The sequence below is a fragment of the Pseudomonas libanensis genome (assembly GCF_001439685.1).
Taxonomy (GTDB): domain Bacteria; phylum Pseudomonadota; class Gammaproteobacteria; order Pseudomonadales; family Pseudomonadaceae; genus Aquipseudomonas; species Aquipseudomonas libanensis.
The window spans coordinates 36,434-51,670 of record NZ_JYLH01000001.1; the positions used below are offsets into that span (position 1 = coordinate 36,434).

General features: G+C 62.7%; 12 protein-coding genes. 11 read left to right on the forward strand and 1 reads right to left on the reverse strand.

The annotated features are described in order from the left end of the window. Positions 1-18: 18 nt before the first annotated feature. Positions 19-1,533: a TolC family protein gene (locus tag TU73_RS00110; RefSeq protein ID WP_057010451.1), complete on the forward strand. Its 1,515-nt coding sequence runs from the start codon at positions 19-21 to the stop codon at positions 1,531-1,533. Continuing rightward, complete coding sequence (gene cysC, locus TU73_RS00115; RefSeq protein ID WP_057010452.1) at positions 1,517-2,128, forward strand: adenylyl-sulfate kinase; 612 nt, start codon at positions 1,517-1,519, stop codon at positions 2,126-2,128. Before TU73_RS00110 ends, cysC begins: the two co-directional genes overlap by 17 nt. 22 nt (positions 2,129-2,150) lie before the next feature. On the opposite strand, the gene TU73_RS00120 is transcribed toward cysC, so the two are convergent. After that, positions 2,151-2,429 carry an antitoxin gene (locus TU73_RS00120; protein WP_032878500.1) on the reverse strand — a complete coding sequence of 93 codons (279 nt, stop codon included), beginning with the start codon at positions 2,427-2,429 and terminating at the stop codon, positions 2,151-2,153. 622 nt (positions 2,430-3,051) lie between these two features. Here TU73_RS00120 and TU73_RS00125 point away from each other — a divergent pair. The 9 genes from TU73_RS00125 (at position 3,052) to pgaB (ending at position 15,235) form a co-directional block, all read left to right on the forward strand. Beyond that, positions 3,052-3,471 carry a MarR family winged helix-turn-helix transcriptional regulator gene (locus TU73_RS00125; protein WP_043049175.1) on the forward strand — a complete coding sequence of 140 codons (420 nt, stop codon included), beginning with the start codon at positions 3,052-3,054 and terminating at the stop codon, positions 3,469-3,471. Next, positions 3,468-5,546: an FUSC family protein gene (locus TU73_RS00130; protein WP_057010453.1), complete on the forward strand. Its 2,079-nt coding sequence runs from the start codon at positions 3,468-3,470 to the stop codon at positions 5,544-5,546. Before TU73_RS00125 ends, TU73_RS00130 begins: the two co-directional genes overlap by 4 nt. Next, entirely contained in the window at positions 5,543-5,752 is a 210-nt protein-coding gene (locus TU73_RS00135; RefSeq protein WP_003187469.1) for a DUF1656 domain-containing protein, read from the forward strand. Before TU73_RS00130 ends, TU73_RS00135 begins: the two co-directional genes overlap by 4 nt. Further along, entirely contained in the window at positions 5,749-6,639 is an 891-nt protein-coding gene (locus TU73_RS00140; RefSeq protein ID WP_057010454.1) for an efflux RND transporter periplasmic adaptor subunit, read from the forward strand. Before TU73_RS00135 ends, TU73_RS00140 begins: the two co-directional genes overlap by 4 nt. Beyond that, entirely contained in the window at positions 6,636-8,078 is a 1,443-nt protein-coding gene (locus tag TU73_RS00145; RefSeq protein ID WP_057010455.1) for an efflux transporter outer membrane subunit, read from the forward strand. The genes TU73_RS00140 and TU73_RS00145 overlap by 4 nt, the downstream gene beginning before the upstream one ends. 81 nt (positions 8,079-8,159) lie before the next feature. Further along, positions 8,160-8,792 (forward strand): hypothetical protein, encoded by a 633-nt coding sequence (locus TU73_RS00150; protein ID WP_057010456.1) that lies wholly within the window; start codon positions 8,160-8,162, stop codon positions 8,790-8,792. Positions 8,793-8,938: 146 nt separating this feature from the next. Beyond that, entirely contained in the window at positions 8,939-10,435 is a 1,497-nt protein-coding gene (locus TU73_RS00155) for a YdgA family protein (RefSeq protein WP_057010457.1), read from the forward strand. Between the two features lie 303 nt (positions 10,436-10,738). Then, complete coding sequence (gene pgaA, locus TU73_RS00160; protein ID WP_057010458.1) at positions 10,739-13,219, forward strand: poly-beta-1,6 N-acetyl-D-glucosamine export porin PgaA; 2,481 nt, start codon at positions 10,739-10,741, stop codon at positions 13,217-13,219. A 12-nt stretch (positions 13,220-13,231) separates the two neighbouring features. Beyond that, positions 13,232-15,235 (forward strand): poly-beta-1,6-N-acetyl-D-glucosamine N-deacetylase PgaB, encoded by a 2,004-nt coding sequence (gene pgaB / locus TU73_RS00165; protein ID WP_057010459.1) that lies wholly within the window; start codon positions 13,232-13,234, stop codon positions 15,233-15,235. Positions 15,236-15,237: the final 2 nt, after the last annotated feature.

Genomic DNA, 15,237 nt, shown 5'->3' on the forward strand with positions numbered 1-15,237 from the left:
AACAGGGGTAGTACAAGGATGAATACACGTCATAAGTTGTTCGGCGCCAGCTTGCTGGCGCTGGCGATCAGCGGTTGCGCGGTCACCAGTGAGCCGATTGAACGCAGTGTCAGCGAGCAACGCGCCCGCAATGATCTGCACGGCATGTACACGGGGCAGGAGCCCCTCAGCGGCCCGCTTACCTTGCACCAGGCCATGGCCCGCGCCGTGAAATACAACCTCGAGGGACGCCTGAAGATGATGGAAGAAGCCCTGGCCAAGCGCCAGTCGGATCTCTCCAGCTTCGACATGCTGCCGCGCATGGCACTGTCGGCCGGCTATGCCGGGCGCAGTAACACCAACGCTTCCAGCAGCCAGAGCGTGCTCAGCGGCAACCAGTCCCTGGAACCGTCGACGTCCCAGGACCGCAATCGTCGCGTGGCGGACTTGACCATGGTCTGGAACGTCCTCGACTTCGGCGTCAGCTACATCAGTGCCAAACAGCAAGGCGACCAGCGCCTGATCATCCAGGAGCGTCGACGCAAGGTCATCAACACCATTGTCCAGGACGTGCGCTCGGCCTATTGGCGAGCGGTGGCGGCCGAGCGTCTGTTGACCCAGATCGACAACCTGATGGTGCGGGTCGACCAGGCCCAGGCCGACAGCCAGAACATGAGCGAACAGCGCATTGGCGATCCGGTCCAGGCCCTTGGATACCAGCGCTCGCTGATCGAAGCCACGCGCCAGTTGCAGGAGCAGCGCCGCGCCTTGTCCCTGGCCAAGACCGAACTGGCGACCCTGATCAACCTGCCCATGGGCACCGACCTGAAACTGGCCACTCCGGACGATTACGTGGTGCCCCAGCTCAAGGTCAACCTGGCGAGCCTGGAACAGGAAGCCCTGGCCAATCGGCCCGAACTGCGCGAGCAGGACTATCAGACCCGCATCAGCGCCGCCGAAACCCGCAAAGCCATGCTGCGCCTGCTGCCCGGCCTGGAGTTCTCCGCCGGTGGCCACTACGACAGCAACTCGTTCCTGGTGGACAACCGCTGGGCCGACTATGGCGCCAAAATCACCTGGAACCTGTTCAACGTGATCTCCGCTCCTGCCGCCATCGACGTGGCCAAGGCCGGTGAAGAAGTCGCCACCGCCCGGCGCCAGGCCATGTCTATCGCGGTGCTGGCCCAGGTCTACGTGGCTAACGCCAACTTTCAGGACGCTGTGCGCCAGTTCAAGACCAACGAACAACTGGCCAACATCGATGGGCAAATTCTCACCCAACTGCGCAACCGTCACGCGGCGGCGGGCCTGGGCGAACTCGACCTGATCCAGGGCGAACTCAACACCCTGCAGGCCGACTTGCGCCGCGACCTGGCCTACGCTGATCTGCGCAACGCCTACGGCCAGATCTTCGCCAGCGCCGGGCTCGACCCGCTGCCCGAGCAGTTGGACTCCGACCGCGTGCAAAACATCGCCAGCGCCCTGGCCAGCCGTGAATCGGCCTGGGCCGCCGGCAACATCACCGCGCCGGTGCCGCATGCCGTTGCCCCGTAACCTGGTGGCGCCGACGGCGAGCATCACCCGTGGTCAACGCGAGGCGCGCAATGGTCATCGTGCCGTGGCGATCCTGCTCACTGGCTTGCCCGCCTCCGGCAAGTCGACCCTGGCTCAGGGGCTGCAGGCTGCCCTGTTCGAACAAGGTCGGCAAAGCATCGTGCTCGACGGCGATGCCTTGCGCGTCGGGCTCAACAAAGACCTGGGCTTTGCCGACAGCGACCGCCTCGAAAACATCCGCCGCGCCAGCGAACTGGCGGCGCTGCTGGTGGACAACGGGCAGATCGTGATCCTGGCGATGATTGCGCCACAGGTGCAATTGCGGGCAGTGTTTGCCCAGCGGCTGGGCGCCGACTACCGCGAGGTGTGGTGCAGCGCGTCCCTGCAGGTGTGCGAAGGCCGCGATCCCAAAGGTCATTACGCCCGTGCCCGACGTGGTGAGTTGCCAGGGTTTACCGGCATTGGTTCGCCCTATGAGCCGCCGCCGGATGCGGCGTTGGTGCTGGACACGGGCATTTTGTCGGTGCAGCAGTGCGTCGAGCGGCTGCTGGCCTGGCTGGCGCCTCGGCTAGACGTCGGGAAATCGTCTTCTTAGGCGCCCGCGATGGACGCGACCCTCATCCCTGACTATCTACTTGAGCGCGCCTCGCTGCGAATTCAGCTTCCAGATCTTCATTGGAAACCTCTCGGCCTGCGCGGATGGATGCACGTGAAGCATCAACTTTGCGTTGTAGGAATTCATCGTACTCTCGCGAGTGCTGCTGGGCCTGAACGAATTCACGCATCATTTCTCGTACAATTTGCGATGCGGGACGATGGGAGGCTTCGCATTCAGCCATGAACTGATCGCGAAGCTCTGGCTCAAGCTTCATTGTAAAAACGGCTAATTTTGACATCAGCAAATCCTCAGGCTTTGTATGCACGAAGTATATACATCGTCATTACCGGATGGCGTTTGGAAAAAGGTAGAGGCGACTGACGGTCTATGGCGGCTGTGTGCGGGAGATCTTCGGATCTGCCGGGTTTCACAGATAACCGGTTCGCCAACCTGCGTACAGCTGCCACCCTTTCTCGTATGGCGACGGGAGCAGGAGGTTCAAGTCCTTATCTGTGAGGTTTTATCGATGGACCAATACAAGCCGCTTCAAACCAACCCCACCAGCGTTCCCGTCCTAGCCTTCAAACGCTTAGATGGGCAGGCTGAACAACAGATCTGGAGCCAACGCTGATCTAGTGTGGGAGCGGGCTTGCCCGCGAAGGCGGCGTGTCAGTCACTGAATATTCAACTGAACCACCGCTTTCGCAAGCAAGCCAGCTCCCACATTTTGTTTGTCGTATGGCGAACATCGCGATTTGCTGATACCCACCCTACAACCCGCTTTACTCAACCCGCATCCCACCACTCATCCGTGAAATTGTTTCAAAACTTGACGATGACTCGTCCCTCCACCATATTAATAGTTAGCAAACTAACTGTATGCGAACTATCCAGTGCCTCAATCCCTCGAACAACTCCAGATGAACCTCAGCAGCAGCATGGTGGTGGGCGCCCGTAACTGGCGCAAAATCTGCCAGACCACGCTGGTGAGCTATGGCATCTCCGAAGCCTGCGCCGTGCCGTTGTTGATGATCGGCCGCCTGGGCGACGGTGTGCACCAGGTCAAGGTGGCCCAGGCCTCCGGCATGGAGAGCCCGTCGCTGGTGCGCCTGCTCGACCGGCTGTGCAGCGACGGCTATGTGTGCCGCACCGAAGACATCCACGACCGCCGTGCCAAGGCCCTGAGCCTTACCGAGCGTGGCCGTGAGCTGGTGCAGGCGGTGGAGGCGCAACTGGTGCGCCTGCGTAACGAAGTCCTGGCGGACATCGCCACCCCGGATCTGGAAGCCGCACTGCGGGTGCTGCGGGCTTTCGAGGCGGCCGAGGCTGTGTCGTCTTGAACGGATTTTTTACCGGCTTTCCGCCTGCCCGCGACTGGTTCTATGGCGTGCGTACCTTCGCCGCGTCGATGATCGCGCTGTACATCGCCATGCTGATGCAAATGCCGCGTCCGTATTGGGCGATGGCCACGGTGTATATCGTCTCCAGCCCGTTTGTCGGCCCCACCAGTTCCAAAGCGCTGTACCGCGCCATCGGCACCTTCATGGGTGCGGCGGCGGCGGTGCTGTTCGTGCCGATGTTCGTGCAGTCGCCCTACCTGTTGGTGGTGGTGATCGCGTTGTGGACGGGCACCTTGCTGTTCCTCTCCATGCACCTGCGTACCGCGAATAACTATGCGCTGATGCTGGCCGGCTACACCTTGCCGCTGATCGCCCTGCCGGTGGTGGATAACCCCCTGGCGGTGTGGGACGTGGCCGAGGCGCGTACCGAAGAAATCTTCCTTGGCATCGCGGTCGCGGCGGTGGTGGGGGCGATGTTCTGGCCGCGGCGCCTGATGCCGGTGTTCGATGGCTCGGTGGCCAAGTGGTTCAGCGACGCCCAGGTCTACAGCCAGCGCTTTCTCACCCGCCAGGTCGACCCTGAAGCCGTCAGCAACCTGCGCGGTGGCATGGTTGCCACCTTCAATACCCTCGAGTTGATGATCGGCCAGTTGCCCCACGAAGGCGCACGCCCGCAGACGGTACGCAACACCAAGGAACTGCGCGGGCGCATGATTCACCTGTTGCCGGTGGTCGATGCGCTGGATGACGCGGTGTACGCCATCGAGCATCGCGCCCCGGAGTTTCTTGACCGGCTCACACCCTTGCTGGAAGCCGCCAACGCCTGGCTGCAAAGCACCACCGAAACGGCGCCCCTGGAACGCTGGCGCGAGCTGCGCGACAAGGTTGACGCCGCGCAACCCCAGGGCGAAGCGCTGGATGACCGCCACACGCTGCTGTTCTCCAACGCCCTGTACCGCCTGGGCGAATGGATCGACCTGTGGCAGGACTGCCGCAGCCTGCAAGCCGCCATCCAATGCGAAAGCCAGGACACCTGGCGCGCCGTCTACCGCCACTGGCGCCTGGGCCGGCTCACGCCATTCCTCGACCGTGGCCTGATGTTCTACTCGGCGTTTTCCACCGTCACCGCGATCATCGTCGCCTCGGTGCTGTGGATTCTGCTGGGCTGGACCGATGGCGGCAGCGCCGTGATCCTGGCCGCCGTCGCTTGCAGCTTCTTCGCCTCGATGGACGACCCGGCGCCGCAGATCTACCGGTTCTTTTTCTGGACCGCCATGTCGGTGCTGTTCGCCAGTCTGTACCTGTTCCTGGTGCTGCCCAACCTGCACGATTTCCCCATGCTGGTGCTGGCTTTTGCCGTGCCGTTTATCTGCATCGGCACGCTTACCGTGCAGCCAAGGTTCTACCTGGGCATGCTGCTGACGCTGGTGAACACCTCGTCGTTCATCAGCATCCAGGGCGCCTATGACGCCGACTTCCTCAACTTCGCCAACGTCAACCTGGCCGGGCCGGTGGGCCTGCTGTTCGCGTTTGTGTGGACCTTGATCGCCCGGCCCTTCGGCGCCGAACTGGCGGCCAAGCGCCTGACCCGTTTCAGCTGGCGTGACATCGTTGGCCTGACCGAGCCCGCAACCCTGAACGAACACCGGCACATGGCCGCGCAAATGCTCGACCGCCTGATGCAGCACCTGCCGCGCCTGGCCCTCACCGGCCAGGACACCGGCAGCGCCCTGCGCGATCTGCGCGTAGCACTGAACCTGCTCGACCTGCTGGCCTACTCGCCGCGTATCCTCGGCGTGCCAAGGGTGTTGCTCAACCAAGTGGTGGAAGGCGTGGGCGGTTACTTCAAGGCATGCCTCAAGGCCGGTGAACGCTTACCCGCGCCCAGCGGTCTGCTGATGACCCTGGACCGCACGCGCCGCGCTCTCAACGGCCAGGGCCGGCAAGACGAAGACGACACCCGCCTGCACCTGCTGCATGCCTTGGCCGGCCTGCGCCTGGCGCTGTTGCCCGGCGTGGAATTCATTGGCGGCACGGAAATGGAAGCGCCGCTACCCGATGGAGCGCCTTTATGATCGGTGATCTGGATATCAGCGGGGTGTTCCTGCCCACGCTGCTGGTGCTGATGGGCATTACCTATGTGTTGTTTCTGGTGGTGCACGGGTTGTTGACGCGCATGCACTTCTATCGCCTGGTCTGGCACCGGGCATTGTTCAATGTGGGGCTATACGCGCTGTTGCTGGGCGCGGTGGACTCACTCAGTCGATATTTGATGACATGAAAAAACCTTTTTTGACCATCGGCCGTGTCGTCCTGACGCTGTTGATCGTGAGCTTCGCGGTCGTCGTTGTGTGGCGCATGGTCATGTACTACATGTTTGCGCCCTGGACCCGTGACGGCCACATCCGCGCCGACATCGTGCAGATCGCCCCGGACGTGTCCGGGCTGATCCAGCGCGTCGACGTGCGCGACAACCAATTGGTGACCAAGGGCCAGGTGCTCTTCGCCGTCGACCAGGACCGCTTCAAGCTGGCCCTGCGCCAAGCCCAGGCCGCCGTGGCCGACCGCCAGGAAACCCTGGCCCAGGCCCAGCGCGAGTACAGGCGTAACCGTGGCCTCGGAAACCTGGTGCCCAGCGAGCAACTGGAAGAAAGCCAGTCCCGCGTCGCCCGCGCCCAGTCGGCCCTGGCCGAAGCCCAGGTGACGGTGGACTCCGCCCAACTCAACCTCGACCGCTCGGTGATCCGCAGCCCCGTGGACGGCTACGTCAACGACCGCGCACCGCGCACCCAGGAATTCGTCACCGCCGGGCGCCCGGTGCTGTCGGTAGTGGACAGCAATTCCTTCCACATTGACGGCTACTTCGAAGAGACCAAGCTCGACGGCATCCACGTCGGCATGGGCGTGGATATCCGCGTGATCGGCGACAACGCTCGTCTGCACGGGCATGTGCAGAGCATCGTCGCCGGTATCGAAGACCGCGACCGCAGCAGCGGCTCCAACCTGTTGCCCAACGTCAACCCGGCGTTCAGCTGGGTGCGCCTGGCCCAGCGGATCCCGGTGCGCATCGCCTTTGACGAGGTGCCGGCGGACTTTCGCATGATTGCCGGGCGCACGGCGACGGTGTCGATCATCGACGACAAAGTTAAAGACGGGGACAAACCATGAAGCGGCTTCTGGCAACCGCTTCCCTGGGGTTGTTGCTGTCGGCCTGCCAAGTGGTAGGCCCGGATTACAAATTGCCGGACCAGGCTGCGGTCAACCGTGGCGACCTGCAAGGGCCAATCATGGGCGAGGGCAGCAAAGTGGTCTCGGCGCCGGTGCCGGCCGATTGGTGGAAGCTGTACAACGACCCACGCCTGGACCAACTGGTGCAGCAGGCCATGGCCTCCAATACCGACCTGCGCGTGGCCGCCGCCAACCTGCAGCGTTCGCGTTACCAGGTGCAGCAAGCCGAATCCGCTGGCGGCTGGAGTGCCGGCGCCAAGGCCGAGGCCCAGCGTTTGCAGGAGTCTGGCGAAGCGTTCCTGCTGCCGGATAAAGTCCCGGTGGGCAATATCGGCAGCGTCGGCATCACCACCTCCTATCAATTCGACCTGTTCGGCACCTTGCAGCGCGGCATCGAAAGCGCCAAGGCCAGTGCCGACGCAACCCAGGCCGCTGCCGATATCGCCCGCATCACCCTGGTGGCCGATGTGGTGCGTTCCTACACCCAGGTGTGCGCCGCCAATGAAGAGCTGGCAATTGCCAACCAGTCCCTCGATCTGCAAGCCCAGAGCACCAAACTGACCCAGCGCCTGCGCGATGCCGGGCGCGGCGATGAAACTCAGGTGACGCGTTCGCAAACCCAATACAAATCCCTGCGTGCCGAGATGCCGCGCTACGAAGCCTCGCGCCAGGCCGGGCTGTTCCGATTGTCGATGCTGCTGGCCAAACCGGTGAACCAGCTGCCGGCCGGCACTGACACCTGCGCCGAGCTGCCGCACATCGCCCAACTGCTGCCGGTAGGCGACGGCGCCACATTACTCAAGCGCCGCCCCGACGTGCGCCAAGCCGAACGCCAACTGGCCGCCGCCACCGCGCGCATCGGCGTGGCTACCGGCGCGCTGTACCCGGATATCAGCATCGGCGCCACGGTAGGCACCGTGGGCCTGCTGGAAAACCTCGGCACCCCGGCCACCAACCGCTGGGGCTTTGGCCCGATGATCAGTTGGACCCTACCGACCAACGGTGCCCGCGCACGTATCCATGAAGCCGAAGCCGCGACCCAGGGCGCCCTGGCCCACTTCGACGGCGTGGTGCTCAACGCCATCCGCGAAACCCAAACCGGTCTGGCGCAATACACCGCCGTGTTGCAGCGCCGCGACGCCCTGGCCGAAGCCGAACAATCGGCGCGCCAGGCAGCGGACCAGACCCACCGCTTCTTCCAGGCCGGCCGCGAATCGTTCCTGGCCGACCTGCAAGCCACGCGTACCTACACCGAGATGCGTGCGCAACTGGCGGCGGCCAACACCCAGGTTGCCATGAGCCAGATCGATCTGTTCCTGGCCTTGGGCGGCGGTTGGGAAAGCGGACGAACGCAAGGTACAAAACCCGGCAAACCGTGAGGTGATTGCTATGCTTTGTCAGGGGAGGCGCCGTGACGCTTCACCCGACAAAGTTTGCGTTTGCTCATGGGGATTCCAATAATGAAAAACCCTTATGCTCCCGCTTTCTGGTGCGTGCTCTTCGCACTGGTCCTGTTATCGGCCGCGTATTTCTATGGCGTCATGCTTGCCCATCAACTCGACAAGGCCATGGTGTTCCTCGACAGCGCCTGCCTGGTGATCGGCACCTTGTCCATCGGCGTCGTTGCCTGGGCCTCCTACCAAAATCAACGGGTGAAGAAAAAGCTCCTCGAACAAGGCAAGACCCGCGTCGCGATCTGGGACACCAAGGTCGCCCTGCGCCGGGTCGAAACCGTATTCGACCGCTATTTCTGGGGCAGCTACTGGCAGCCTGGGCGCACCTTCCAGGAAGTCATGGGCGACCTCACCGGCACCCCGCTGGAAAAAAGCCTCGAAGTCCTGAAAAAACAATGTGTGCTGCTGGATCGACAGGTAGACGATGGTAGGCACTGGCTGAATAACGCGCGGGAATTGTCCGACGTGGCCACGCAAATGGCCCGTGAGCGCTATCAGCTGGATTTCTGCGACCCCAAGGCCGACACCCCCGGCAATGCCGTGATACACCGCGAATTCGAGGTGCTGGTGTACACCTGGACCGCACGGTTGAAGAGTTTTGATCACCAGTTGGATGAAATCGAGCTGGAGTACTCCTGAACCATGGCTGAACTGATCCCTCTGAAAGGTTGGGCCGTTTGCGCCCGCCAGTGCTAATCTTCCCCCGTTTTCGGCGGGCTTGAGCCAACCCCTTCGGGGTTCAAGGAAGACAGCCCACTTCTCACAGGATTTGATCAGGTCACTTCATGAATAAGCCAGCCGTTGTTTTCTTGGGTTTTGTTGTCGCCATCGGCGCCGTCAGTGCGGGCGGTGCCTGGTACACCGGCAAGCAACTGGAGCCGGTTCTGCAGACCGCGATCCAGAACGCCAACAAAGAGCTGCAGACCTCCATGGCTGGCGTCGACGGCACCCTGGCCCTGGAGCTGGTGTCCCTGGACCGTGGCGTGTTCAGCAGCACCGCGCACTATCGCCTCAAGGGCCAGGGCAGCGTTTTCGGTGAAGACAACCCGAATCCCGAGTTGCTGTTCGTCGACCACATCGAGCACGGCCCGCTGCCATTCTCGCGGCTGGTGACCCTCAAATGGCTGCCGGTCATGGCCACCAGTCACTACGAACTGGAAAAGAACCCCACCACGGAAAAATGGTTCGCCGCCAGCAAAGACGTGTCGCCGCTCAAAGGCGTGGCGAATATCGGCTATAGCCGCTCGGTCAACGGCAACATCGAACTGCTGCCCCTGGAGTTCAAGGACGACACCTCCTCGGTGAGCTTCTCCGGCGCCAACCTGGACTTCGACAGCAGCGCCGAAGGCCAGAAGGTCAAGGCCGACGGTTTCATGAACAGCCTCAAGGTCGCCGCGGTGGATGCCAACGGCGCACCGTTCGAAGCCGAACTGGCTGGCTTGACCGTGGCCAGCAACCTGGAGAAATCCAGCTTCGGTTTCTACACCGGCCAGAACACCGTGGAGCTGACCAACACCAAGCTCACCTTCGGCCCGCAAAAAGCCGTGCTGACCCTCAAGGGCTTCGAGCAGAAAGACTCCACCCAAGCCAAGGACAACAACCTGGCCGGTCGCGTCGACTACAAGATCGACGAGATCGGCTACCAGGGTAAGCCTGTCGGTTCGGCCGCCATGGCCGTGAGCATGAAGAACGTCGATATCCCGGCGATGCTGGTGCTGACCAAGCTCTACCAGGACAAGATGCAACCGGTGCAAGCCGCGGCCGCCGCCGGCCAACCGGTGCCGGAACTGCAATTGACCGAAGCCGAGCAGACCCTGGCCGAAGCCAACGTCAACCAGGTGCTGGCCGCCAAGCCGCAACTGGCCGTGGAAAACCTGTCGTTGAAAACCACCCACGGCGAAAGCAAATTCAACCTGGTGGTCGACCTGGCCAAGCCAACGTCCATGGAACTGCCGCCGGTTGAACTGGGCAAGCAAATGGTCGCGCTGCTGGATGCCAACCTGACCCTGTCCAAGCCGATGATCAGCGACGTGGCGGCCCTGCAAGCCCAGGTCGGTGGCGTGACTGACCCGAAGGCCATCGAGCAGCAATCGCAGATGGCGGCCGAGATGGTCAGCAGCATGGCGGTCGGTACCCAAATGGCGACCCTGGTGGGCACCGATGTGGTTTCCAAGCTGCACTACGCCAACAACGAAGTGACCTTTAACGGCCAGAAGATGACTGTTGAGCAGTTCATCAGCTTTGTGATGTCCAAAGTCGGTGCGGTCAGCGGCGCCCAATAAATCGCAAATGCAGTAAAAAATGTGGGTGCGGGCTTGCTCGCGAAGGCGGAGTGTCAGTCGATGATTTACGAACTGACAGACTGCTTTCGCGAGCAAGCCCGCTCCCACACTTGTTTTTGCGCCTGGCAAAAAATCGCGATCGTACAATTCTGAACAATTGTTCGAAATTGCGCTTCCCCCTACTTCCCTAAGAGATAGTTCCTCCAGGAAAGCTAGGTCGGGTCCCGAGACGCCGACACCCTGATGCGTTTCGCTCAGGATCACCTATCGTTAGGGCTTTCCGTGTGTAAGGAAGCTCACGATATGCTGCGAAACCTCCCCTACAGTGCTTCAGGCCGGTTGCGTCTGCTTATCGGGGCCGCCCTGTGCAGCCAATTGCTGGTTCCTGGCCTTGCGTTTGCCGATCCCGCCTACGATGCCCTGATCATCCAGGCCCGCAACGGTCACTTCACGCCCGCCTTGACCCAGTTGCGCCAGCTGTCCGCCGAACGCCAGACCCCAGGCCAGGTCAGCGACCACCTGGTGATCGCCGGCTGGGCCGGGCAAGACGCCGAAGTACTGAAGGTGTTCGAGGCACAAGGCAAGTACCGCAACCTCACCACCCAGGCGCTCGCCACGGTGGCGCGCACCTATCGTAATCAAAAGCAGTGGGCCCAGGCCGAGGCGGTCTATCGCCAGGCGTTGCTGCGTGAACCGAATAACGTCGACCTGCAACTGGGCCAGGCCCTGACCCAGGCCGATGGCGGTAAAGCCAACGAGGCGGTGCAACGCCTGCGTGCGATGGTGGCGGCCCAACCCAATGACCCGAACCGCCGCATGGCCCTGGGTTATGCGCTGACACGCGCCGGCTTGAATTACGACGCCTTGTTCGAGTTCGACCAAGCCTTTATCCGTGCCGGCGACAAGCCGGAAGTGGCCCGTGAATACATCGTCGCCCTGCAAAAAGCCCGCATGCCGGAGCCTGCCCTGCGCCTGTCGGCCAAGCGCCCAGGCCTGGTGGATGCAGTGACCCAGCGCCGCCTGGAAGGCGACCTTGCCGCTGAGCGCGTGCGCATGGCCGAGTTCGCCACGCGCACTGAGAAGGAGCGCTATGTCATCGCTGATCGCGCTCTGCAGGATTACGACAAATTGATCAGCCGCTGGGGCCCGGACGCCACTGCCCACGACGATGTGGTGGGCTGGCGCATTGACCGCCTGGGTGCGCTCAAGGCGCGGGCGCGCACGGCTGAGGTGATCCGCGAGTACGAAACCCTCACGGCCGAGGGCGTGCAGTTGCCGACCTATGCCGTGCGCTGGGTGGCCGCGTCCTACCTCGATCAGCGCCTGCCGGAAAAAGCCGCGCCGCTGTACCGCCAGGCGCTGACCGCAGCAGACGCCGACGTTGGCGATCACGTCAAAGACAGCACGGCCCTGTTCTACGCCCTGTTGGAAAACGACCAAGTGGATGAGGCGCGTGCGGTCGCCACGCAGCTGGCCCGCACCGAGAAACCTCGGGTCGAACTCAAGGGCCTGCCCATTGGCAACCCCAACGACGAGTGGATGGACGCCCAGCAATTGGCAGCCCAGGCCGGCACCTATGGGGCTGACCTGGATGCCAGCGAACAAACCCTGGAAGACCTCGGCAGCAAAGCCCCCGGCAGCATCGGTGTGCGCCTGGCACAGGCGGAAATGTACCGGGCCCGTGAATGGCCAAGGCGCGCTGAAGACTCCCTCAAGGAGACTGAAAACCAGAGCCCCCGCGACATCGGTGTGGAAATGTCCCAAGGCTTCACGGCGCTGGACCTGCAGGAATGGCGGCAACTGGATCTGCTCACCGATGACGTCGTCGCCCGTGCCCCGGACAACCGCCAGGTACAGCGCCTCAAGCGCCTGCGCGATGTCCACGACATGGCCGAAGTGCGGGTGGAAGCCTACACCGGTAAAAGCTTCGGTGGCGGCAATAACCAAGAAGCCGGCGCGGTGTCGGGTAGCCGCGACTGGGGCATAGAAAGTGTGATCTACACCCCGCCCATCGACGAAGACTGGCGCGTGTTTGCCGGCGTCGGCTACGGCACTGCCGATTTTGCCGAAGGCACCGGTCATCACCGCTGGCAGCGTGTGGGTGTGGAGCGGCGCACCCGCGACATGACCATCGAAGCCGAGGTGTCCAACCATTCCTATGGCGATGGCTCAAAGCAAGGCGCGAGCGTGTCGATCGCCCGCGACATCAACGACCACTGGCAGTACGGCGGCAGCCTTGGCTACCTGCTCAACACCACGCCATTGCGGGCGTTGAATGATGGGGTCACGGCCAACGGCGGCAGCGGTTTTATCCGCTGGCGTGCGAATGAAAGCCGCGAGTGGAAACTGACTGTCAGCCCGTCCCATTTCAGCGACGGCAACGACCGCGTCGAAGCCTTGCTCACGGGCCGCGAAGGCATCTATAGCTCGCCGAAAGTACAAGTGGAGCTGGGCCTGGACGTCGGTGCCAGCCGCAACAGCAAGGAAGACACGATCTACTTCAACCCCAAGTCCGACTTCAGCGTGTTGCCCACCGTCAACGTCAACCATGTGCTGTATCACCGCTACGAGACCCAGTGGAGTCAGCAGTTCCAGGTTGGCGCAGGCACCTATAGCCAGAAGGATTACTCCACCGGTGGCATTGGCTTGATTGGCTACGGCCAACGCTTTCGCTGGAATGACGTGCTGGAAGCCGGCGCCAACCTGAGCCTGGTCAGCCGACCTTACGACGGCGAGCGCGAACGTGATCTGCGCCTGCTCCTCGACCTCACTTACCGTTTCTAGAAGAGCCTGACCATGACCCTCCTCAGCCGTTGCTTTCTGGTCCTGGGTGTAATGCTGGCCGCCGCCTGCGCCCAGCAACCCGCGCCATTCGTTCCACCTGCCGAGCGGCCGATACTGGCCAGCGAAGCGCCGTGGCCGAAGAACCATTTCCTGGGCATTGCCTACCACGACGTCTCGGACAACGACCCCGACCAGGCCGTGGTGGCGGTGCGTACCGAACGTTTGATCGAGCAACTGGCCTGGCTGCGGGAGAACGGCTACCAGGCGGTCAGCGTCGACCAGGTGCTCGCTGCGCGCCGGGGCGGGCCGCCACTGCCGCCCAAGGCCGTGATGCTCAGCTTCGATGACGGTTACTCAAGCTTCTACACCCGCGTAATGCCGATTCTGCGGGCCTACAACTGGCCGGCCGTGCTGGCGCCGGTGGGCAGTTGGATCGATACGCCGCTGAACCAGCCGGTGGACTTCGCCGGTACACCACGGGCACGGGGCGACTTCCTGACCTGGCAGCAGATCCGCGAACTGTCCCAGTCGGGCCTGGTGGAAATCGCCGCCCATACCGACGCCAACCACAAAGGCATCCTCGCCAACCCCCAGGGCAACCTGGAGCCAGCCGCCACTACGCGTCGCTATGACCCGGCGACCCGTCGCTACGAAACCGAAGCACAGTTCCAGGCGCGGATGCGCACGGACGTCGCGGCCATCTCCAACAAGATCCGTACCGTCACCGGCAAGGCGCCGCGGGTGTGGGTGTGGCCTTACGGCGCGGCTGACGGCACCACCCTCGCCGTGGTGGGTGAGCACGGCTATGAGATGGCGCTGACCCTCGACGACGGCCTGGATGATTCGAACAAGCTGATGAACAGCCCGCGCTTCCTGGTGGCCTCCGACCCGGATGGTGAACACTTCGCCAGCAGCATGGTCGCGGTGCAGACCAAGGCACCGCTGCGCGTGCTGCACGTGGACCTTGATCATGTCTATGACCCCGACCCGGTCCAGCAGGCGCACAATCTCGACGTACTGGTGCAGCGCGTGGTGGATATGGGCGCTGTCACCGTGTTCCTGCAAGCCTACGCCGACCCCAAGGGCGATGGCCTGGTGCATTCGCTGTACTTCCCAAACCGCCACCTGCCGATGCGTGCCGACCTGTTCAACCGTGTCTCCTGGCAGCTGCATACCCGTGCCCACGCCAGCGTGTTTGCGTGGATGCCGGTACTCAGTTTCGCCCTCGACTCCAAGCTGCCACGCGTCACCCGTTGGGACCCACAAACCGGCAAGGTCGGCACCGATCCGGATCAATACCAGCGCCTGTCACCCTTCGATCCAAAAGTGCGACAGATGATTGGCGAGATCTATGAAGACCTGGCGCGCACCAGCAACAGTGCCATCGACGGCGTGCTCTACCACGACGATGCGCTGCTCAGCGACTTTGAAGACGCCAGCCCCGCTGCACTCAAGGCCTACGCCGCACAGGGCCTGCCGGACAACATCGCCGCGCTGCGTGCCGACCCTGCGCTGATGCAGCGTTGGACGCGCTTCAAGAGCCGCTACCTGATCGACTTCACCAACGAGTTGACCGTCAAGGTCCGCGCCATTCGCGGCCCGCAGATACTCACTGCGCGCAATATCTTTGCCGAGCCGATGCTCAACCCTGGCAGCGAAACCTGGTTCGCGCAGAACCTTGATGATTTCCTCCAGACCTACGACTGGACGGCGCCCATGGCTATGCCGCTGATGGAAGGCCAGTCGCTCAAAGACTCCAATGCCTGGCTGGAAAAACTGGTAGCCACGGTCAAGGCGCGCCCCGGCGCCCTGGATAAAACCGTCTTCGAGCTGCAAGCCAAAGACTGGCGCACCAAAGCCGCACCGGATATCAGCGCTACGCAATTGGCGCAATGGATGGGTGTACTCAAACGCCAGGGCGTCACCAGTTTCGGCTATTACCCGGACAACTTCCTGGAGAACTCCCCGGACTTGAAGACCATACGTCCGGCCCTTTCCAACCAGTGGAACCCTTAGAT